21 protein-coding genes are annotated in these 22,464 nt (G+C 36.7%); 17 read left to right on the top strand and 4 right to left on the bottom strand.

What is annotated here, in order from left to right; translation table 11 throughout:
- The 8 genes from C0Z22_RS00480 (at position 1) to C0Z22_RS00510 (ending at position 7,537) form a co-directional block, all read left to right on the top strand.
- On the top strand, positions 1-801 hold the full coding sequence (locus C0Z22_RS00480) for a hypothetical protein (RefSeq protein ID WP_103216365.1): 801 nt from the start codon (positions 1-3) through the stop codon (positions 799-801).
- Positions 801-1,499, top strand: coding sequence for a MotA/TolQ/ExbB proton channel family protein (locus C0Z22_RS00485; RefSeq protein WP_158246752.1), 699 nt, complete (start codon positions 801-803; stop codon positions 1,497-1,499). Before C0Z22_RS00480 ends, C0Z22_RS00485 begins: the two co-directional genes overlap by 1 nt.
- Positions 1,500-1,513: 14 nt before the next feature.
- A complete protein-coding gene (locus C0Z22_RS00490) occupies positions 1,514-1,930 on the top strand; it encodes a biopolymer transporter ExbD (RefSeq protein WP_103216367.1) in 417 nt (138 codons plus the stop codon).
- Between the two features lie 133 nt (positions 1,931-2,063).
- Positions 2,064-2,708, top strand: a complete 645-nt coding sequence (locus C0Z22_RS00495; protein WP_103216368.1) for a TonB family protein — start codon at positions 2,064-2,066, stop codon at positions 2,706-2,708.
- 8 nt (positions 2,709-2,716) lie between these two features.
- The gene (locus tag C0Z22_RS00500) at positions 2,717-4,039 is read left to right on the top strand and encodes a PD40 domain-containing protein (RefSeq protein ID WP_103216369.1); all 1,323 of its coding nucleotides are present in this window, start codon (positions 2,717-2,719) and stop codon (positions 4,037-4,039) included.
- A gap of 128 nt (positions 4,040-4,167) precedes the next feature.
- Positions 4,168-5,715 (top strand): sigma-54-dependent Fis family transcriptional regulator, encoded by a 1,548-nt coding sequence (locus C0Z22_RS00505; protein WP_103216370.1) that lies wholly within the window; start codon positions 4,168-4,170, stop codon positions 5,713-5,715.
- A 78-nt stretch (positions 5,716-5,793) separates the two neighbouring features.
- Positions 5,794-5,967, top strand: a complete 174-nt coding sequence (locus C0Z22_RS15950; RefSeq protein WP_158246753.1) for a hypothetical protein — start codon at positions 5,794-5,796, stop codon at positions 5,965-5,967.
- Positions 5,968-6,106: 139 nt separating this feature from the next.
- Complete coding sequence (locus C0Z22_RS00510; protein ID WP_103216371.1) at positions 6,107-7,537, top strand: HD domain-containing protein; 1,431 nt, start codon at positions 6,107-6,109, stop codon at positions 7,535-7,537.
- Here the strand turns inward: C0Z22_RS00510 and C0Z22_RS00515 are convergent.
- The gene (locus C0Z22_RS00515) at positions 7,515-8,339 is read right to left on the bottom strand and encodes a hypothetical protein (protein ID WP_103216372.1); all 825 of its coding nucleotides are present in this window, start codon (positions 8,337-8,339) and stop codon (positions 7,515-7,517) included. The genes C0Z22_RS00510 and C0Z22_RS00515 overlap by 23 nt on opposite strands.
- 152 nt (positions 8,340-8,491) lie before the next feature.
- Here C0Z22_RS00515 and C0Z22_RS00520 point away from each other — a divergent pair, with 152 nt between their 5' ends.
- From C0Z22_RS00520 to C0Z22_RS00545, 6 genes are all read left to right on the top strand, one after another.
- Positions 8,492-9,265: a cell division ATP-binding protein FtsE gene (locus C0Z22_RS00520; protein WP_146037737.1), complete on the top strand. Its 774-nt coding sequence runs from the start codon at positions 8,492-8,494 to the stop codon at positions 9,263-9,265.
- A complete protein-coding gene (locus tag C0Z22_RS00525) occupies positions 9,253-10,050 on the top strand; it encodes a hypothetical protein (protein ID WP_103216374.1) in 798 nt (265 codons plus the stop codon). The genes C0Z22_RS00520 and C0Z22_RS00525 overlap by 13 nt, the downstream gene beginning before the upstream one ends.
- Positions 10,035-11,087, top strand: coding sequence for a murein hydrolase activator EnvC (locus C0Z22_RS00530; protein WP_103216375.1), 1,053 nt, complete (start codon positions 10,035-10,037; stop codon positions 11,085-11,087). The genes C0Z22_RS00525 and C0Z22_RS00530 overlap by 16 nt, the downstream gene beginning before the upstream one ends.
- Before the next feature lie 14 nt (positions 11,088-11,101).
- Positions 11,102-12,448, top strand: a complete 1,347-nt coding sequence (locus C0Z22_RS00535) for a S41 family peptidase (protein ID WP_103216376.1) — start codon at positions 11,102-11,104, stop codon at positions 12,446-12,448.
- A 66-nt stretch (positions 12,449-12,514) separates the two neighbouring features.
- Positions 12,515-13,813: an exodeoxyribonuclease VII large subunit gene (gene xseA / locus C0Z22_RS00540; protein ID WP_103216377.1), complete on the top strand. Its 1,299-nt coding sequence runs from the start codon at positions 12,515-12,517 to the stop codon at positions 13,811-13,813.
- Positions 13,813-15,249, top strand: a complete 1,437-nt coding sequence (locus tag C0Z22_RS00545) for a histidine kinase dimerization/phospho-acceptor domain-containing protein (protein WP_103216378.1) — start codon at positions 13,813-13,815, stop codon at positions 15,247-15,249. Before xseA ends, C0Z22_RS00545 begins: the two co-directional genes overlap by 1 nt.
- Here C0Z22_RS00545 and C0Z22_RS00550 read toward each other — a convergent pair whose 3' ends face one another.
- The 3 genes from C0Z22_RS00550 to C0Z22_RS00560 all read right to left on the bottom strand — a co-directional run bounded on the left by C0Z22_RS00550 (position 15,250) and on the right by C0Z22_RS00560 (position 18,828).
- On the bottom strand, positions 15,250-16,578 hold the full coding sequence (locus tag C0Z22_RS00550) for a PolC-type DNA polymerase III (protein ID WP_103216379.1): 1,329 nt from the start codon (positions 16,576-16,578) through the stop codon (positions 15,250-15,252). It abuts the gene before it with no gap.
- Positions 16,579-16,675: 97 nt separating this feature from the next.
- On the bottom strand, positions 16,676-17,500 hold the full coding sequence (locus C0Z22_RS00555; RefSeq protein ID WP_103216380.1) for a purine-nucleoside phosphorylase: 825 nt from the start codon (positions 17,498-17,500) through the stop codon (positions 16,676-16,678).
- 8 nt (positions 17,501-17,508) lie between these two features.
- Positions 17,509-18,828: a thymidine phosphorylase gene (locus tag C0Z22_RS00560; RefSeq protein WP_103216381.1), complete on the bottom strand. Its 1,320-nt coding sequence runs from the start codon at positions 18,826-18,828 to the stop codon at positions 17,509-17,511.
- A gap of 161 nt (positions 18,829-18,989) precedes the next feature.
- Here C0Z22_RS00560 and C0Z22_RS00565 point away from each other — a divergent pair, with 161 nt between their 5' ends.
- The 3 genes from C0Z22_RS00565 to C0Z22_RS00575 all read left to right on the top strand — a co-directional run bounded on the left by C0Z22_RS00565 (position 18,990) and on the right by C0Z22_RS00575 (position 22,440).
- Positions 18,990-19,385, top strand: a complete 396-nt coding sequence (locus tag C0Z22_RS00565) for a hypothetical protein (RefSeq protein WP_103216382.1) — start codon at positions 18,990-18,992, stop codon at positions 19,383-19,385.
- Positions 19,386-19,471: 86 nt separating this feature from the next.
- Entirely contained in the window at positions 19,472-20,686 is a 1,215-nt protein-coding gene (locus C0Z22_RS00570; protein WP_103216383.1) for a NupC/NupG family nucleoside CNT transporter, read from the top strand.
- Positions 20,687-20,868: 182 nt separating this feature from the next.
- Positions 20,869-22,440 (top strand): Rne/Rng family ribonuclease, encoded by a 1,572-nt coding sequence (locus tag C0Z22_RS00575; protein ID WP_103216384.1) that lies wholly within the window; start codon positions 20,869-20,871, stop codon positions 22,438-22,440.
- The last annotated feature ends 24 nt before the right edge of the window (positions 22,441-22,464 follow it).

Raw genomic sequence — 22,464 nt, forward strand, 5'->3', positions numbered from 1 at the left:
ATGAAGTTATTCGCCAAAGAAAAATCTATTTATCTGGCAAAGTACGCCACATCGACAATAATATACTGGATTATTTACTTTATTCTTGTCTCAATTATTACGTTCTTCCACTTTAGGCTTGGGCATAAGCTTATAATTGTAGAGAATTGGCTTTATGATTTTTCATGGCAAGTTTTAGTAACGGCCAGAGTTCTGGGATATCTTGTTTCAATCTATTTTTTCTCAGATATGAAATTTAAAGATATCAAGAGTCAGCTATCTTTCGATTGGTACAATAGTGTAAATGTTCCAACTTATTTAATTTCGATCGCAACTTTGATTGTCTTTGTATTTTTTAGTCGACCTTCGCATATGGAGAATGTTCAATTTAGTTTTTGGCAATTAGTTGTTCATAATATCTTAATCTTCGTATTTTTCTTCTTTGAGTTCTTAAATTCAAAAATCTTTTTAAAGTCTAGAAGAGTAGGTAAGGGATTTCATATTCTAACTGAGGGATCTTTCTTATATCTATCTCTTTTTGTTTTATTCCCAAGAAATACAAGTCTCGAAATTGGGCATATGTTCTTATTTTTCTTAGCTTATGCTCATCTTTATTTATTTAATTATTCAGTTCTTAAGGGAATGATATTTATATCAATTGTCTTTGTACCTCTTTTTGCCTTCTTGGGTCATGACCCATTATGGGGTACATATTATTCGATATTCTTTTCAAAACTAAGCAACCTAATAGTACCAGCTATTAGTTTATTAATTGTTACATCCGCATATTCATATATTTTAAAAAAGCAAGGAGAAGTATAGTGGAAGGTCATAATTTAGATATTTTCCAAATCCTTTTAGATTCAAGCATTGTTGTTAAGTTAGACTTACTTCTTTTAATCGCGGCATCTGTGCTTTCTTGGACTATTATTTTTCAAAAGAGATCACTCTTTAATAAAACAGAAAAGGCCAATCGTGAGTTCAAAACATTCTTTAGTGGTGTTAACTCGTTAGAGGAGGCTTATCATGATGCTCAAACAATTGAAGATAGTCCTTTAAGGAGACTATTTCTTTCAGGTTATAGAGAACTTAAAAAAACAGAAATTGCTTTAGGTGAAAACTATGGACTTATTAAAGAACATTATTCGTCTATTGCGAACCAATCAATGGAGCGTGCTCTATCAAACGAGGCAGTTGAAGTTGATCAGCAAATGAGCAATGGGCTAACAACTCTTGCTTCAATTGGCTCGATTACACCATTTGTTGGGTTATTTGGAACAGTTTGGGGGATCATTGATTCATTCTCTGGACTTGCAAGCGGTGGAGCAACTCTTGAAACAGTTGCTCCAGGTATTGCAGAAGCACTTGTTGCAACTGCAGTTGGTCTCGTTGCTGCAATTCCTGCAACTTGGTATTTTAATAAATTTGGACAAAGAAGAAATAAGTTAAAAGAACAACTTCATATTTTTGGTAATCAATTTATCAACGAAGTTGAAAGATATATTTCTTCAAAATCATAATTTAGGGGTAAGCAATGGGTATGAATTCTGGTGGTAATGGAGATGGACCGGTATCAGAGATCAACGTAACACCACTTGTTGATGTTATGTTAGTTCTACTTGTTATCTTCATGATTACAGCGCCCTTGATGTTAAATGGGATTGAACTTACTTTACCAAAAACGAAAGAAGTAAATGTCATGAGCTTAAACTCTTCTCAGGTTGTTTTAAGTTTTACAAATTCAGAAGAGTATTATGTTGGAAAGGATAAAATCCTATTAAGTGAGCTAATTACAGTACTTTCAAATAAGTTAAAGGAGACTAAATCACAGACTCTTTTCCTTAGAGCTGACTATCAGCTTGAATACGGTAAGGTAGCAAAGCTTATGTCTTATTTAAAATCAAATAATATAAATGATATTGCTCTGGTAACAGAGTTAGAGGATAAGTAGTATCGAAAAGAGTTTTAATAAATACATTTCTATCTCATTAGGGGCCCATGCAATCCTAATACTAGGACTGTATCTTCTATCGATCTTCAAACTAGGAACACCTTTTGATCCAAAGAGGGCCAACCTAGATAAGGTGCGTGTAATTGGAAAGGCCATTAAGGTTGATGTTGTGGCCATGCCAAAAATGACTTATCAAGAGCTAAAAAAAATGGTTCCTCCGCCTCAAGAAAAAGTTGAAGTGATTAAGGAAAAGGCAAAGGAGACAGGTGGAAGCGATAAGGCCGTTCTTGAAAAAGCGGCAAAGCAGAAGTCTTTAAAAGATATGCTGTCAAAATTTGCGAATCGTAACGTAAAAACAGATACGAAAGCGAAATCAAAAGCAAAGCCTAAGCAAAAGGTCGTTGAAGATACAACTGACTATAGCAACATTATTGCAGCTGGAAATAAGTTAAGTGAGGGGTCCTCTTATACAGGAACTGGTAGCGCCCAGGCACAAGGTGACTTTGACAATTATGTTATCTCTGTAATGGAAGCCGTTAGAAAGCACTGGAGACTTCCAGCGTATCTAGCGAATCTTGAATTATCTTGTCACGTTCAGGTTTTCATCAATTCACAGGGTAAATTATTAGAATATAAAATTATAAAATCGAGTGGGAATGCGGAATATGATAGCAAGGCCGTGGGATCAATACGCGCGGTAGGCTCATTTCCTCGTCCGAAGAAAGAAATTACTAATAGGCTAGTGGCAGGTGAACTCGTTCTTGCCTTTCCTATATAGGAGTTTTTATGAAGTATTTAGTTTTTTTACTTATATGTTTTAAGGTTATTGCTGATGGTGGACTGACTGTCGTCTCTGTAGGAGATGCTGAAGTTGTTAAAGAAAGCTTATTAGTTGAAAAAATATTCTCTGAAGGAGTTTTTACACCTAATGAAGTCGAGCAGTCAGAGAACTACATCAATATTGTAAGAAATGACTTTAAGTTTTATCAGAATTATTTCAACGTTCTGCCACGTCGTATCTCTCAGACATCTTTTGATAATGTACGATTTACAAATTATAAAACGAAAGAAACGAACTTCTTAGTTCGATTTAAGATTATTAGAAGTGCAACGCAAACGACATTATCGTATAAGCTTTGGAATATCGCTGCGGAACAAGAGCTTATATCAAAGTCGATTCCTTATGATGCCAATGATCGAGCTGCCATTCACGCTGTTTCAGATGAGATTTATCGTGCAATAGTAGGCAAGCCTTCTATCTTCAAAGATAAGATTGTTTTCGTTTCTGATTATAAAATGCCAGATGGTAAGAAAGAACTATTCATGATGGATTTTGATGGTGCCAATCCAAAGAGATTAACATGGCACAATGGTGTTGTACTTTCTCCTGCGGTTTCACACGATGGATCTAAAATCGTTTACAGTTTGATTGATGAGTCAGTTAAAGGAGCAAAGAAGAACGTCAACCTAATGCTCTATGATGTAGCAACTAAGAAAACTAGTATTCTATCAAAGAGGCAAGGGATTAACTCTGGTGCAATCTTTACGAATAATGGTGATGAAATTATTCTTACGCTATCACATCAAGGTAATGCTGAGCTTTACCGTATGAACTTAAACACTCGTGCGATCACACGCCTAACGAAAAGCTATGCTCCTGACGTTGATCCATCACTTAGTGCGGATGGTTCAATCCTAACGTTCTTATCGGGAAGACCTGGGAAGCCAATGATCTACACAATGGATCCAGGTGGACTAGAGAAGAATGTGAAGCGTATTAGTTATGTCGGTAAATACAATGCAACTCCACGTTTTCACCCAAGTGCTTCAGAAATTGTTTTCTCAAGCTGGTTAGATAATCGTTTTGATCTCTTTAAGGTTGGTTCTGATGGCCAAAATCTCGTTAGATTAACAAAAGATTTCGGTTCAAATGAGGATCCAGAGTATTCAAAAGATGGACAGTTCATTATTTTTACAAGTTTGAGGGTTCTTTCACAGTCTAAGGCCACTCAAAGTGTCTATATTATGGACACTTGGGGTAAAATCCTAGGGCCACTGACCTCAAATTTCGGAAAGTGTACAAGTGGTAGATGGCTTAAGTCATTATAATCACAGTATATCTATATTTTTTTTGAACAACCGAGTATTTTAGTCTTGTAAAAAATTCAGACGCGCTGTATCATGAATTTAGATTAACGCTTCGCAAAACACACTAAAAATTACACGGGAGTTTATACATGACAATCGAAATGAAAAAAGAATCAACAAAAATTGAAAATCTACTGTCTACACTTCTTACAACTTTAGATGAGCAGGTTTTCTTTTCTGAACTATCAAAATTCTTTAAATCAGAAATCGTTTGTGATGAAATCATCGTAAACCTTGCACACGAAGACGGAAGCTGTCGCATGGTTGCTAAAGATGCTCGCGCTGTAAAGAACGCACAAAGAATTTCAAAAGGTCTTGGTGCAGTAGGACACGTAATCAAAACTAAGCGTGCTTACTTCTCAAACAACGTACAAAGAGATCCTCTATTTGCTTCGACAAAAACAGAAGTATCTCACTCTGAACTGTGTGTTCCAATGATCATCGATGGTGTAATCATCGGTACTATTTCTTTCAAAGGAAATAGCGAAGAAGTTAACTTTAAGAAAGAAGACATTAACATGGTTATCGATAGCCTAAACTCTATCCAAAAGCCACTTAAGAATATGAAAATGTATCTATCTGCTAAGTTCCTTAACGAATCACTAAAGCAGAAGATCGAAGAAAAAGAAATTGAACTAAAGAACTCTGTACCAGGTGTTACTCTATCTCGCTCAACAACTCAGGAGAAAGAGATCATCGGTAAGTCTGAAATTATGCAAGAGCTTCTAGTTGCAGTTGATCGTGTAGCTGCATCAGATGTTAACTCTTACATGGCAGGTGAGACTGGTGTTGGTAAAGAGATGATCGCTAGAAGAATTCACTGTCGTTCAGAGAGAAAGAATCACGCTTTCATCGTAGTTGACTGTTCAATGGGTAACGATGAGTACCTAGAATCAGAAATCTTCGGAAAAGAAGAAGTTGATGCTGTAAGAGGTTTCAGAATTAAAAAAGGTGCTCTAGAAGCAGCGAATGGTGGAACAATCTTCATTAACAATATTGATAAAATGCCAGTTAAAGTACAGGCAAGATTAATGAGCTTTATCAACGACCTTGCTTACTCAAGAGTTGGAACTCATGAAAAACTAAGATCAAACGTAAGAATTATTGCAGCTTCTTCTCTAAACATGAAAGAAAGTGTTGCACTAGGAACTTTTAGAGAAGACCTATTCTACAACCTATCAACAATTGGTTTAAGAATTCCTTCACTAAGAGAGAGAAAGTCAGATATTGAAATTCTAGCTAACCACTTCCTTAACTTAGGAAAGTTACCAGAAGCTCAAAAGTCTATGTCTCCAGGTGTTGTTAAGCTTCTTGAAGACTACAACTGGCCAGGAAACGTAAGAGAACTTCACTCAATCATGGAAAGAGCATATGTTCTATCTCCAGGAATGATTGTTGAAAGAGATCACCTTGCAGATAGCATTAAAGTTGAGCAAGCTGAAATTAATGAAGAAAAAGAAGAAATTAGAATTTTTAGAGAAATGACGCTAGGAGAAATTGAGAGAGAACATATCTGTCAAACTCTAGATCACCTAGGTGGTAACAAGACTAAAACAGCTAAGGTTCTTGGAATTACAGTTAAGACTCTTTATAACAAGCTGCACAGCTACGGTATGATTGAAGCAAAAGAAGCTTAATCAACCTTTAAAGAAGCTTAAAGAGAATTGATAAAGCGTACTTTTGAAGTTAATATGTCAGTCTAATAAGGAGAGCCCATGTCAACAGAAGACAATAGACTACCAAAGAACTTCAGAAATTCACCAGATTTAGAGAATTTTTACCGCTTTATCTATGAAAATAACTTAAGAAGTGAAGCGAAGAAAATTTTTGAAGCGTTAAAAGTCGCTACAACTCCTGTAAAGAAAAGAGGAAGAAAGAAAAAGTCTTAATCCTTGTATCTATCAACAAATTCATTATAAAATATAAGATGCCCGTTAATTAACGGGCTTTTTATGTACAGGATGTACGGTATGTCCACGGAGGCAAGAGCCGAGAGTGAACCAAGTACATTTATATTAAAGGATCAACATGGAAGTTGTCTCAAACGCTAAATTAGGTCTAAAAGTTTATGATCCATTATATGGATTCATCGACTTAACTCCACTTGAGATGGAGATTATCCACAGCCCATTTTTTCAAAGGCTGCGTTGGATTAAACAATTAGGATTTTCATTCTACGTTTTTCACGGTGCCGAGCATTCTCGCTATGGACATTGTATTGGCGTACTTAATAATGCCCATCTTATTCTAAGGTCAGTTGGCCGTGGTGTTGAAGATAATGAACTCTTTGTAAAAGAGCAGAAATCAAAAGAGGCCAAGTATCATCAGGCCATTCGAGTCTCAGCTCTTCTTCATGATATTGGAACATTTTGTTTTTCTCATACAACTGAGATGGCCTATATCAAGATAGGGGAGACAACAAATAAGAAAGGTGGAAAGGGATTACAAGACGATCACGAAAACCTAGGCTCATTCATTATCAAGAATACTGACTATGAAGGTGGCCTAACACGAATTCTAAAAGATCATGGAATTGATCCACAAGAAGTTTCAGATCTTGTTAAAGGAACACACTCGTCAATCCTTGCTAATCAAATTCTTCACTCTGAAATTGATTGTGACCGCATGGATTATCTTTTAAGAGATGCTCACTACACAGGTCTTAAGTATGGAACTTATGATAGGGAATATCTACTTCATCACTTCACAACAGAGAAGGTAGCAGGTCACGATATTCTTGCAATTAAAGAAAATGCTCTTCACTGTGTGGAAGACTTTTTAAGTGCACGCTTTGCTTGGTACTCGCAAGTTATTCGCTCTCCACGTGGATCAAAGTATGATGCAATTGCAGATGCCCTTTGCTATCACATGCTAGAAAAAGGTCATATTTATCGCTACAGTGATCTTCTCGATATTATCAGTAACGATCCTATGCGTTTTTACGGATTCAATGATTCATACTTTATGAATACAATTCATAAGCTTCTTGTAGATGGACAATTTGATAAGTATGCAGATATTAAAGATATGGCACGTATCCTTCTTCTAAGACATGGCGCTAAGAATATCGATACAAGTGACTTTTCACAAAGCTTGCTTGAACAAGATAATATTGGATTCAATGATAAGCTCTTTAAGAAGACTGGTAATAAGGCCACTGATATCGTTAACTTCGTAAAAGAAAATGGAAGTGATGCTGATTGGGTTATTCCAGATATTCCTAAAAAGAAGATTATCTTTGTTAAGAGTCCAAGAGAGCTCGCAAAGAAGACAACATTAACAAACTTATTACTAGAGCGTGATCCAGTAAAAATAAGATTGGATGATGGCCAGGTTAAGCTACTTGCTGATGTTGAAAACTCAATAATCTCAAAGCTTTCAAATACTATGAGCTATACACCGAATTGCTTCTGCTCAGACGGTGCGTATAAATTACTTAAAGAACAAGGTGTGATTTAAGTTTTTTTGCCCTTTCGATTAGGGGTAAGTAGATACCTTCAAGACTTGCCCCATCGTATTCGATTTTTGATAGCTTCCCAGTTAGTAGCTCAAGATTCGAGTTCACAAAAAGTACTTCAGTATACCCTTCAAAAGTTGGGTAATCCCTTACAAAGGCTTTTTCTTCAATAGAATTCTCTAAATTTAAAAGTAAGCAAATGATATTAGCACTTCCTTTTCTTTGTGGAATACGAGGAATGATAAAACTTAAATTCTCAATGAGATTATTTAGATATTCTTCTCTCTGTTCTTGCCCAAAAGTGACCATCGTCTTATTTGTGATTGAAAAGAAAGTTGCCTCAACACCCATAAAGCGATGAGATTCATTATCAATTGATAACAGAGAAATTGTTTCATCACGAGGCGAGAGAATGTATTGGCAAGTTAGCTTGTCGTAAGGTGGAACAAAGATAAACTCTTCGAATCGGCCAGATGAATTTGGGTTAAGAGCGATAACCTCAATAAAATTAGATTCAACTTCTGCACATAACATTCCAACAGTGATTGCACGTATTCGACTGTTTTGATCAAGATATTCATTGCAAAGTGTTTTATCTGTAAAGGCCAGGGTCACATTAATCCCGACCTCATCAATTCGCTTCGTTCTAAATCGCGGGCCAATATCAACAGCTGTGTCGATGACATAGATGATGTCATAAAATGAAAGATTTCGAATTTCATAATCTCCATCAACACTACTGTCTTGTAAGAGGGAAGACAGTAGATGGGCATCGACTTGCTTTCCATTAATTTTTTCAAGCACTTTGACCTCGCTTTAACTGATTTGCACCTGATTCTACGTATAAAATTTGTTTCCTTCAACAGGTGAAAGATAAAGATTTACTTATTTGACGCGCACAGTCGGTCTTTTTATCTACCTTTGCTTAAAATTTGATTTTGTTATAAAATTATAGAGTGGCAAAGAGGATTTTTGCCCAATTCAAGTTAGGAAGATTTGAATATTTAAATGAAGGACTCATATCAATGATCTCAAGCAGTTACGCGAATCAAGCAAGTAATTTATTTGGAAACCAGAATTTAAATACGAATATGTATTTTACGCTGGAGAATGTCACTGTTGATTTCGACGGAATCAAGGCCATTTCCAATATCAATTTGCAAATTAGAAAAGGTGAAATTGTCTTTGTTACCGGGGCTTCTGGAGCGGGGAAAACAACACTTCTAAATGTTCTTGCAGGAAACGTTTCACCGACGAGCGGAACGATTAAAATTGATGATCGAGTTTTTACAACACAAGTTTTTCAAGATTTAAGACTGATTGAAAATATGAGTCTAATCGATAATTTACAATTTGCATTTGATCCAAGTGTGTATCGTTCTCGCAAAGAATTTGAGAGCGACTTAAACGAGCTAATTAAAATTCTAGGAATTAAAAATCGCGTAAAACTTAAGGCCAAGGATGCTAATGGGGGACTAAGACAAAAAGTTGCCATCATTCGCGCGCTACTTGCAAAGCCTGACGTATTTATTGCGGATGAGCCATCAAGTTCACTAGACTTTGATAATACAAAAAGACTTTTTGATTTATTAAATATCTATAATGCGAAAAGAGGGACAACAATTATTTGGGCCTCTCATAATCGCGAATTAGTACAACGTTTCACGGGACGAATTATCCACCTAGATAACTCTCGTCTAATCCACTCGGGGCATGCATGTTTTATTTAAAAGAATTAGCTCGTTTCACAAAAAATAATCTTTTTGGGCAAGCGCTTTTTTCTCTTTTAACAATCTCTCTTGTTATTTCTGTTTCTAACTATGACAGTTTTAAAAAGAAGATTTCAAATGCGCTTCCTGCAATTCAAAATGAGTATTACTTTAATGCTCTCGTTGATGGGGATTTAAACACATCAAGTATTTCTAGAAAGATTAAGGGACTACCTGGAGTAAAGGGTGTTGAAGCGATTAGTGCAACAAAGAGCATGGCCGTAACAAACCAACTTAAAGATGTTCTAGAACTTGGAAAAGATGAAATTACTTCAATTATCTCAATGAAGGGGTTAAAAATTATTTTAGATGAGAAAGTTTCGGAGAGTTCGACTAACCTTATTAGAGAATACTTAGTTCGTTTAACAGGTAAGGACAATGTTGTTCTAGGAAGTGTGAGAAAGAAAATTTCAAATTCACAATCTTGGAAAAATGTAATGAATGAACTAAAGAGAAGACCGCTTCAAGTTTTAATCACTGTTCTAGCTCTTTTTTGGGTTGTTGCTTTTATGACTATTAAGCGCAACTTAAAGCAGGTTTCTTACCTTATTGAAAAGTTTCAAAGAAAGAAGAATGTAGCTTTCAAAATGTACACAGTTAATATTATCGCATCAACTCTTATTGGTTGCGCTCTATCATTTGCCTTCTTCTCTCCGGATGAAGTTTTTACATTAATAGTAAGTGCAGCATTATTAACAACTTCTGCGTGGTACACGATCGGGAAACTTGAATGGCAAAAAGCTTAGTTCTTTTCACAGTTCTATTAATTACTTCAGCTTCAATGAGGGCCGAGGCGGCACCAAACTTGAATGCGATTAAAGGGCAGGTAACTGATTCTCGCAGCAAGATCGACAATTACAAAAAGTCGATTCAATCAATCGAAACTCAATTACAGACAAAGAATGAAGACTATCTTCAGGCCATGAAATCAAGACAAGATCTTGATTATCAAATTTTTGAATTAGAAAAAAATCTTAATCAATCTTTATTTGACCTGGAATCAGATAAAGTTCGTGTGAAAAAGACGATTCGTCATGTTGCCTTAAGTTACATGGAAAACTCGACGCACGAAGACCTTGTGAAAAGTCAGCTTCTTTTAAAGTCTCTAAAGAATGAAAAGAAAGAGATTCAATCAAAAATTGATTATTGTACAGACCTAAAAAAGAAGACATTTGAACTTAGAACTCGTTTGAGTGAAACAGTAAAAATAGAAAGAGAGCTTTATACTCTTTTACAAGAGCTTGAAACTCGTAAAAGCTCAACTGTTCAAGAATTCTTAACTGAAAAAGAAAATCACGAAAAATTAAAATCAGAATATAGTAAGTTACGAAAATCACAACAACTTGCTAAAAAGAAAGCTCAAGCAAAACTAAAAGTAATTAAAAACAAAGCAAGTAGCTCTTCGACTAAGTTAGTTGCTAATTTTGCTGTTCCTGTTAAAAAATTTATTTCGACAGAAAATGGCAAGAAAGGAATTACTTATACTGTTAAGAGTGGACAAGAAATTTTTGCGACCAAAGCTGGAAAAGTTGAATATGTAGGTTCACTGGCCAACGTAGGTAATGTGATTATGGTGGATCATGGAAATGATATTCGTAGTATCTATCTTGGTGACTTCGCAGCAAGCGTAAAAAAGGGACAAGCTGTTGATCTTGGCTCATCTGTTGCAAAAACAAGATTCTCAATTAAGAAGGGGAATCTAAGTAAAGTTTATTTTGAAATTAGAAAGAAAAATACAGCACAAAATACAGCACAACTAATTAATAATAAAATTAATATTTAAAATTAGGAATAATAATGAAAAAGCTATTTGTTGCTCTTATGCTTACGGCATTTGTAGCACCTGCTCAGGCAAAGCAAACTGAGAGGTCGCGTTTTGAAAAGCTCGAACTCTTCAATAAAGTTATTCATATCATCGAAACAAATTATTACCGAAAGGTAGATATTGATAAGCTCATTGATGGAGCACTAAAGGGAATGTTTCAAACATTAGACCCTCACTCTGCATTTTTAGATGAAGAAGTATTCAAGAAGATGCAAGAAGACACAAGTGGCGAGTATGGTGGACTTGGAATAGAAGTTACGCAAAAAGATGGTGTTCTTGTCATTACAACTCCAATCGAGGATTCTCCTGCTGAAAAAGCGGGCCTTCTGCCAGGAGATAAAATTGTTGAAATTAATAATGAGTCAACAATTGGTATCACTCTTGATGAAGCCGTTGATCGTATGAAAGGTGAGCTTGGAACTGTTATTAACCTAGGAATCCTAAGAGCTGGTGAAAAAGATATTCGTAACTTCAAGGTAAAGCGCCAAAAGATCAAGACTAAGCCAGTTAAGTCATTTGCAGTAAATAACTATGCTGTTATTCGTTTAAGCCAATTTCAAAAAGATGCAGCTGAATATGTAGTAAAGGCGCTTAAAAAAGAAAAAAAGAAACTTGGAAAGAATTTTAGAGGAGTTGTTTTAGATCTTCGCTCGAACCCAGGTGGACTTTTAAATGAAGCAGTAAATCTTGCTTCAATCTTTTTAAATGATGGAGTAGTTGTTTCGACTGAAGGTCGTGATCCAAAGAATAAAGAAATTCGTTATGTTAAAAAGAGTGGCCATAAAGAACTAGAGATACCTGTTGCTGTATTAATTAACGGCTCAAGTGCTTCTGCTTCTGAAATTGTGGCAGGTGCTCTCCAAGATCACAAGCGTGCTCTAATTGTTGGGACAAATTCTTTTGGAAAAGGAAGTGTACAAACCGTTTCTCAAGTTTCAGAAGAGCAGGGGATTAAACTTACAATTGCCCAGTATATGACACCAAAAGGAAGAAAAATTCAGGCCCTTGGTATTAAGCCTGATGTTCAAGTTTCACAAGTCGAAGGTGAATTTGTTGAAGAGCATATGTATGATGATGGTGGAGTAAGAGAAGTCGATCTTAGAAATCACTTAACGGCCACTGTTGAAACTGAAGAAGAAAAGGAAGCTCGTCTTAAGCGTGAAAAAGCAGCACGTCTAAAAAGAATTGAAAGAGCAAAAGAAATCAATCAAAAGAAAGATGAATCATCGGTAGCTAGAAAGTATTCGGCCGACAAAGACTACCAAGTTCTTCAGGCAATTAAATTTTTAAACGCAGTCAATAAATTTCAAAATATCTAGTTGAAATCACAGTGGGATGACGCTCTTTGTCTTCCCACTTTGTGCCTTTTTTAACATCATTAAGGGATGAATAATAAAGTCCCATCAGTCTCACAACTCGTAAATCACATTAAGAAAAATCTCGAGTCTAATTATCAAAATATTAGTGTAACAGGAGAGGTTTCAAACCTTAGCTCCTCTGGTGCAGGACATTGGTATTTCTCACTTGGTGATGGCAGTGCCCTCATGCAAATGGCCCTCTTTAAAATGGATGCCATGAGAAATCCAGTCATTAAAAATATTCGTGCAGGAGATAAGGTTATTGTCTCTGGTTCTGTTTCTGTTTATCCGAGTCGTGGAACTTTTCAGTTAATTGTTAAGCGTATTGTGCCGGCGGGTAAGGGTGATCTTCAGGAACAATTTGAATTATTAAAAAAGAAACTTCAAGCAGAAGGTCTTTTTGATATGAGTTCAAAGCAGCCGATACCGACGATGCCAAAACGCATCGGTGTAATTACGGCAAAGGGAGCCGCGGCCCTGCAAGACTTTTTAAATGTATCTCAAAGAAGATCAGAGTATCATCAGGTACTTCTTTCACCGGCCCTGGTTCAAGGAGTAAATGCTCCTGCCTCAATTCGTAAGGCCCTTGAAAAACTCATTGCTTATCATTTAAAGGCAAAAGAAGAGGAGCGTACTAAAGATATGTTAGATGTTATCGTTCTTACTCGTGGTGGTGGGTCGATGGAAGACCTCTGGGCGTTTAATGACGAAGCACTTGCTTGGGATATTTATAATTGCCCAATCCCAACGATTAGTGCCGTTGGTCACCAAGTGGACTTTACCATCTCTGATTATGTAGCCGATCTTAGGATGGAGACGCCTTCAGCTGCTGCAGAAGTTTTAACTCAAAAATTTATGGCCTTAGACTCTGATATGAATCGCATTCGTAAGGATTTAAAAAGTGCCATGAATATGGAACTTCGTCGTCGCTATGATGTTCTTTCTGAAACGTCACCGAAGAGTTTCCTCATTGCTCTTAAATCGAAAATTTCAGATTATAAGCATGAGCTTGAGAAGCTGAATCTTATTAAGAGAAAAGAACAGATCCTATCTCTTTATGAATATACTTTTGAGCTTGATCGCCTTAGTCGTCAGCTCGTAAAAGCAATCCAAAATAAAATTGTGAATTATAAAAATAAGAATATGGAATTTGAAAAAATTCTTGGTGCCTTAAATCCTAAAAATGTTCTAACTCGTGGATATGCTTACACGCAAATTGGTGACAAGGTCATTAGCTCTGCCAAGGACATGGCAAAGCTTGAAAATGTCGATGTGGATATTCACTACGCTGACGGTAAGGTGACTCTTCATAAAGGAGTTAACTAGTGAGTGCATCTCTTGGCTTTCAAGATAGTGAAGTTAATTCGCCTAAACAGAATTTTTACTACCACTCAAATATAGAGATTGATGAAGAGCTGGAGCGCAATCTAAACTATTCTGGATTTAGCTCTAGTGATTATGAATTTGATTTTTCAATTGAATCTAGTATCCCTCTAATTGTTAAGTTAGAAGACCATATTATTGAGATTGAAACCATCGAGAATCTTAAAGAGCTTCTTCATTTCAAAAGAGAGCTTGCAAGAGTCTTTAAATTAAACTCTAGTATGGCCAGTGCCAATCTAGATGAAATGGAAATCGCAGGTCTTTATCTTGAAAAGGTATATCAAGATAATGATGAGAATTTTATAGCTGAACTTTTTAAGATCTCTGAAGTCAAAAATGAATTTAATATTAAGGTAATCGATAAGGCCGATTCACATCTTTACCCTGTTAAAGAAGACTATTGTTTTGAAGATAGTACTTCTTATTATCTACTTACTGTAAAAGGGGATAGGGAAGAAGCTTTTTTGGCCGCACAAGCGATCGCCAATGTTATTCAATTAATTAATGTTAACCAAGAAGAGCTTTCAAGTGAGCAGTTAGGTGTTACAGACCTAATTAACAAATTGTCATATCCTGTTGTTATTTTGAGTGATGATGGTATCGTTCACTATCATAATGATCATTTTCTAAAGCTTGGTATCACACCAAATAATCTTATTAAGAATATTGATTCAGGATGGTTAGATATTGGAGATCAAAAGTATAAAATTCTTTCAAGTACAACTTCTAATTTAAAAACAATTTGTCTTGTGAAACAGGAATTCAATTATACAAAGTCTCACTCTGAACTTGGTATTATTACAAGCTCGATTGCCCACGAACTCAATAATCCTCTTGCGGGAATTCTTGCGGCCATTAATATGTTAGAACTTGAAGAGTGGGAAGAAGACGATTTAACAATCCTAAATGAAATGAAGGCGTCAGCAAATCGTTGTAAGAGCCTAATCAATACTTTCCTTGGTTTTGCCAAAGTTAATGATCAACTAAGTCGTCAAAGTACGTTTGAGAGTATTCTCCAACAGGCAATCTCGCTACTGAGCAATCGAAAAATCGAATCGGGAATTTCAATTCAAACAAATATTTCTAATGATCTCAAAGAACATGCGATTAGTGGTGCGAGTCTTCCAATCATTCTCTACTTAATCCTAAGTGAGATGATGACGCTTAAAAATCACGAACTCTTAATTGATGCTAGCTCTAACTCTATTGACTGTAACTTCTATCGTAGTGAACACGACATCATTCTTACGGTAAAGAATCTCAATATCGAAGGACAAAAGAGTAAGATCTTAAACCGCTTAATCATCCACTTACTTGCTCTTGAAAATTCACGGGTTGAAATTCATGGGCAGGAAATTGTGATTTATAATTTGGTCTGATTAAATAAACGCTTCCGGATAATTATACTTATTCGGATTCACTTCAATGAACTTATCAAGTTGAGTAAAGAAGAAGTCCTTATTCTTAAGGGCAAATGAATCCTTAAAGATCATAAGCTCGCGTTCTTGGCGTAGGTTCTTTGCCATATAAAGATTAACAAGTTCCTGCAGCATTTCAGGGAAGTGAATTTCTTTAAGCTTCTGCGCTTTCTTGCGATTAGACTTTGAGTTGATATATTGAATTAGCTTCTTGTCGTGACCAGGGTAGCGAAAGATTAAACCTTGTCTAATCCCTAGGGCGCCAAGAGGGTAGATTGTATATTGTTCTGGCACAAGGTGATTCATAAGAACGAAGTCAGCTTGCTTGATTTTTTGAAGCTCTTCTTTGTACTCGGCGTTTAATTCTTCTTTCGTACCATCGCCAATCAGGTTTTGACGAAGCATTGTGATGGCCTCATCTTGATCGGCTTCATCCATTTTATTAAATGAATGATTAAAGCGAATAAGGGCCTCTAGAATTGGTCCACTAAGTTTTATCGAAATTGTTTGCCATTCGAGATCTTTAATACGCTCACTAATGAATTGAATTTCATTATCTTTGTTCGTACATGGGAAAGAGAAGAGGATCACTCCGTTTTGTCCTTTTACTGTAATAACAAAAGGAGCAAAAATCTTTTTCATCTTTGCTACGATTTCTTCGTGCTCACTTGTATCTTTTTTAAAGTTACAAAGATCGAGCTCGTAGCGATTTTTTGGGTAGTAAAGATGATTGATCTTCTTAATGTCTTTTTCAATAAAGATATTGAGATAGTTTAAGAAGAGTTGCGCCGTCGCGATAGCATCATCAAGGGCACGGTGTGCCTTTTGGTGAGAAATATTAAAAATACGCGACATATAGTTTAGATTCGAGTTCATGAGAGTTGGAATAAGATACTTCGTCATAAGGTTTGTACATAAACCCTTATTCTCAAGTTGCTTTCTTCCAAGCCTTTCTAAAACTGAATTTAAAAATGGAATATCAAATGAAGAGTTGTGAGCGATAAGAACTCGGTCACCAATAAACTCTAGAACTTCATCAATAACGGCATCAATTATTGGTGCGCCCTCAACTTCATCTTGTGTGATGGAAGTTAGCTTTTGAATGAAGTCTGGGATTTTTCTTTCTGGATTGATAAGAAAGCTTTTTTGAGCTCCTACTTCCAGGTTATCGATTTGGACAAGTCCAATTTCAATGATTTTATCTTTTTTCTGGTTTCCACCAGTCGTTTCTAAATCGAAGACGCAGAAGCTCATGTCTGCTAGCATTTTCTTTGAAGAATGTGTTTCCATCAATAATCCATGAAAGCCGAGTATTCACTCGTGGTTAGGTATTGAATAGATTATAGCAAAGTTCTCCCCACCGAGGTAGGGAGAAATTATGATTTTTTTATTTGATATTTGAGATAACTTCTTCAAGAAGCTCTAGAAATTTCTTCATTACACGAGCGGCCTCGTGCTTAATATCATCGTGATTTAGTTTAGTATTCTCAATCCCTGCGGCCATATTTGTCACACAAGAGATACCAAGAACATCAAGTCCCATGTGGTTAGCAGCAATACACTCTTGTACTGTCGACATTCCAACAAGGTCTCCACCAAAATTACGATACATACGAATTTCCGCCGGAGTTTCATAAGTTGGTCCCATTACACCAACATAAACACCTTCTTTAAGATCATATGAAATATTCTTTGCCGAAGCATGTGCAATTTCTTTAAGAGCAGGTGACCATGCATAAGTCATATCTGGAAAACGAGTTCCTAGCTCTTCAATATTTTCTCCCACAAGACAGTTTTCACCAGTTAAGTTTAGGTGATCTGTAATTAGAACAAGTGAACCAGAGCTGTAATCTAAATTAATTCCACCAGCAGCATTTGTGATGATTAGATTCTTAATACCAAGTGTTTTTAAAACGCGGACAGGAAAAACAACTTCATCAAGAGAGTGGCCTTCATAGCGGTGAATACGTCCTTGCATAACAGCTACAACTTTTCCACCTAGCTCACCCATAACAAGTTGACCTTTGTGGCCCTTAACTTTTGTCTTTTTAAAACCTGGGATTTCTTCGTAGCTGATTTCAACTTTGTTTTCTAAAAGGTTAGCAAATTCACCAAGTCCTGAACCTAGGATAACTCCAATATCAGGTGCCTTGTCATATTTGCTTTGGATATAACTTTTTGTCTCTTCTAGTCTTTTAAAAATTGCGTGCATACGTACCTCTAGATTTCCTTCACTTCAAAGATTAACTTACTTGCTTTAGGCTTAGCAGTTGTAACTTTAATATCTTTCTTTAAGTCTGCAAGGATAGCTTCAACTTGTTTCTTCTGATCTTTGTTATGGTAGATCTCAACAAGTGCTTCACCTTTAGAAACCTTGTCACCAACTTTCTTATTAAGAATAAAACCAACTCCAAAGTCGATCTTATCAGTTGCTTTTGCACGTCCACCACCAAGGCTTACACAGTGTAGGCCCATGTTCTTGCAAGCAATCGCAGAAACGTAACCATTCTTAGTTGCGCTAAATACAGTCTTCTCTTTTGCTAGAGGTAGGCGAGAGTAGTCGTCACAAACTTTCTCATCTCCGCCTTGAACCTTAATAAGGTTTTTGAAAACTTTAAGTGCTTTTCCATTATCAATTACTGCTTGCGCTTTCTTTTCACCTTCTTTAAGTGAATCAGCTTTTCCTGCAATATAGATCATTGCACCTGCAAGCTTAACACTGATATCAGTTAAGTCTTTTGGACCGTTACCTTTTAGTGTCTCAATTGATTCGATGATCTCTAGAGAGTTACCAATATACTGACCTAGTGGTTGATTCATATCTGTAATCATTGTGATCATACGCTTATCAAAGCGCTTTGCTGTATCACGAAGACTTTTTGCTAGTGCTTTTGCATCCTTGATATTATCCATGAATGCACCGTCACCAACTTTAATATCCATCACGATACCATTAGCGCCTTCCGCTAACTTCTTACTCATGATTGATGCTGTAATTAATGGGATTGATTCAACTGTTCCCGTTACATCTCTTAGACCGTAGATGATTTTGTCAGCAGGAGCGATATCCTTTGTTTGACCAATAAGAACGATCTTCTCTTTATTAAGTTGCTTTTTGAATTGTTCAAGAGTTAGTTCAGTTTTGAATCCTTTAATCGATTCAACTTTATCAACTGTTCCACCTGTATGGCCTAAACCACGTCCGGCCATCATTGGAACCTTAACTCCGCATGCCGTAGCGATTGGGCCAAGAATGAACGATGCCTTGTCTCCAACACCACCAGTTGAGTGTTTGTCGATCACGTTCACTCCTGAGAACTTTAGCGTCTTTCCAGAGTAAAGCATGGCATCTGTAAGAGCGGCAGTTTCTTTTACGCTCATACCATTTAAGTAAATGGCCATTAGTAGTGCAGACATTTGATAGTCAGCAACGTCACCATTTGTAATCCCATTTATGAACCACTTAATTTCTTCATCTGTTAATTTTTTACCATCTCTTTTTTTTGAGATGATCTGATATGCGCTAAAATTTTCCGACATAGTATTCCTTTTAAAAATTTAATTCCCTAATAATTCCTGTGCATTTATTGCATCAAATTACTTATGCGTATAGAATAGTAAAAGGGTCATTATAGACACGGCCATTAGAGGTGGCAATGATGAAACTTAATGCGTAGCGCAGGGATTTTAAGGTTTTAGAAATGTTCAAAAAAATTATCATTATATGTTTAGCTCTTACATTTTCATTCTCTTCATTTGCACAAACAAATTTTAAGGAAGAAGGATTACGTGACTTAACAACTGTTGCTGGTCTTGGCCTTGGTGGTGCTATTCTTGGTCTGTCGACATTATCTTTTGTTGAGGAGCCTAAGGATCACCTTAAAAATATTCTCGTTGGTGCTGCTGTAGGGATTGTTGTTGGTGTTGGTGTTGTGGCCTACAATCAAGCTGCAAAGTCTCAAGCAACAATTCGTCAAACGGGTTACCGTGACTTTGATACGACTAGTCGTCTTAATTGGCATGCGTCAAATACGGCACAAGATATCAAAGAGTTTAATGCTGTAAATCCAAAAGTTGGTTGGTCGTTTAACTTCTAATTATTCTTTTTTATTGTCCATTTATGCTCAAACCTATACTCTAAGGCTAATTTTAGAATTAATTTAATTTAGTAATAGGGTATTCCATGGAAAGAGTTATTTCGGCATTTGGTTTGATCGTTATGGTTGGTGTTGCTTTTGCATTATCAAATAACCGTAAGAAAATTAATTGGCGTCTCGTTCTTTCTGGCTTAGCTCTTCAGATCTTCTTTGGTCTCATCATTCTAAAAACTGATGTAGGGCAAAACTTCTTTGAAGGTGCACGTGGTTTTTTCACTGCAATTCTAAATTATACTAACGAAGGTTCAGGCTTTATCTTTGGTCCACTTTCAAATGTTCCAAAATTCGGCTTTATTTTCTTTGTCATGGTTCTTCCGACAATTATTTTTATGTCTTCATTAATGAGTGTATTTTATCACTTAGGTATCATGCAGGTTGTTATTAAGGCTTTTGCTAAAGTCATGTCAGTTGTGATGGGGACATCGGGAGCTGAGTCTCTAGCGGCCGCTGCCAATATCTTTGCTGGACAAACTGAGGCACCACTTGTGGTAAAGCCACTGGTTTCAAAAATGACACAATCGGAACTTATGGCGCTAATGACTGGTGGAATGGCCACTGTTGCAGGTGGGGTTCTTGCTTCATATGTTGGTTTTGGTATTGATGCTGCACACTTACTTTCGGCATCAGTTATGTCGGCTCCAGCGGCACTTGTTTGTGCCAAGCTTATGGTGCCAGAGACACAAGAGTCTCTAACTCAAGGTGACTTAAAATTAGATTTAAAAGATAACAGTGTAAATTTAATCGATGCTGCGGCCAATGGTGCAAGTGAAGGTGTAAAGCTTGCCATTAATGTTGGTGCAATGTTGATTGCAATCATTGCTCTTGTAGCAATGTTCAACGGTGCTCTTGGCCTAATCACAGGTTGGTTTGGTTTTGAAGGAATTACTCTTGAGCTAATCATGGGTAAATTATTTGCTCCATTTGCTTGGTTATTAGGTGTTGAGTGGAAGGATGCGGAGATCGTGGGAATGCTTCTTGGTAAGAAGTTAGTACTAAATGAGTTCGTGGCCTACTTAGACCTTAAGGCGAATATGGGTAACCTATCAGAGCGCTCAATTACTATTGCAACGTATGCCCTTTGTGGTTTTGCCAATTTCTCATCAATTGGGATTCAAATTGGTGGAATCGGTGGGATCGCTGAAAACCGTAAGCAAGACCTTGCAAAGCTAGGTGTGAAGTCTCTAATTGCAGGGACACTTGCATGTTTCATGACGGCCTGTATCGCTGGTATCTTCATTTAATTCTAATTTATTTTAATGATTGATTAGTTGAGTAGGGTAACGCGGAATATTATATCTTCTAGCGCAAAACCTTGCCCAGACGTACAATTATTAGTAGGTTAAAGTCTTTGGCTTGAGCTATGCTCGCCGACTTGCCTCGTGTTTTTATTGCATATTTCGATTTGAGTTTAAAAGGAATATATATGTCTAAAGATTTAATTATTAACAAAACAGTTAACGAGTGGCGTGCTGTTTTGATGGAGAATGGTGAAATTCTCGACTTCCTAATGGAGAGAACTAAGCCAACGACAACGCCGCATCCACGCCTTGGGAATATCTACCGAGGAAAAGTATTAAGAGTTTTACCAGGAATGCAGTCTGCATTCGTTGATATCGGCTATTCAAAAGCAGCTTTCCTCTACGTTGATGATGCTTATCTTCCGACTCTTGATGAGCAAAGAGAGATGGCAAAGAAGGCCGAGGAAATTAAGAAAGAGAAGAAAGAAAATGGCCTTGTGATTCCTGATGAGTTAGCAACTCTTTCAGAATCGATGGATATGAAAATGCGTCCAGAGTCTGCAACGATTGAATCATTCTTAAAAGAAGGGGATGAGATCATTGTACAAGTAGCAAAAGAGCCTATTTCAACTAAAGGTCCACGTGTTACTCGTCATGTAACAATCCCTGGGCGCTATGTTGTTTATATGCCTTTTATTGAGCACACTGGTGTTTCTCGTCGTATTGAAAATGAGGAAGAGCGTGATCGCCTAAAAGAGATGCTTGAGACAATCCGTCCAGAAGGTAAGGGTGTTATTGCTCGTACTGTTGCGGAAGGAAGCTCATATAAAACTCTTAAGTCTGACTACGATATGCTGACAAAAATTTGGAAAGAGGTGCAAAAAAAATCTGAAAAAGAAAAAGCACCTGCGCTTTGTTATGAAGACTTAACTTTTATTCAACGAGTTTTAAGAGATATTACAGATGAAGATGTTGATAATATTATTATCGACGATAAAGACGGTGTGAAAGAAGTTGAAAAATTTGCAACAAAGTATCTTCCACAAATTAAGGGGAAGGCAAAATTCTTTGATGAAACAAATCCGATCTTTGAAAAATTTGGTGTTGATATTGAAATTGAAAGGGGACTAAGCAATAAGGTTTACCTTCGTTCAGGTGGTTCACTAAATATCGACCAAACAGAGGCCCTTGTTTCAATCGATGTTAACACGGGTAAATTTGTCGGACGAAAAACATTAGAAGAAACAATTCTTCGCACTAATCTTGAAGCAGTTAAAGAGATCGCTTATCAGCTAAGACTTAGAAACTGTGGTGGGATTATTATTATCGACTTTATCGATATGGAAAAAGTTGAAAACCGCGAAGCTGTTTATAACTCACTAGTAGACGCTCTTAAGAAAGATCGTTCAAAAACAAAAGTCCTTCCTATTTCCGAACTAGGGCTTGTTGAGATGACTCGAAAGAGAACTCGTGACACTCTTACACGTATCATGTGTGAGCCTTGTCCATACTGTGAAGGAAATGGAATTGTAAAAACAGTAAATACGATTTGCTATGAGATTGTTCGTGAACTTGGAAAGAAAATTCGCAACAATCCAGAGTCAAAGAAGATATCAATTTATGCTCACCCAGAAGTGACGGCATCTCTTTGTGGTGAAGAGCTTGATATTATCGAAACGATGGAAGAGGTATTCAGCGTTAATCTTCAGATTCGCTCGGAGAACTCTTATCACGTTGAACAATACGAAATATTCTAGCTGCATGGGTGCCTAAGGCACCCT

This window comes from Halobacteriovorax sp. DA5 (assembly GCF_002903145.1).
Taxonomy (GTDB): domain Bacteria; phylum Bdellovibrionota; class Bacteriovoracia; order Bacteriovoracales; family Bacteriovoracaceae; genus Halobacteriovorax_A.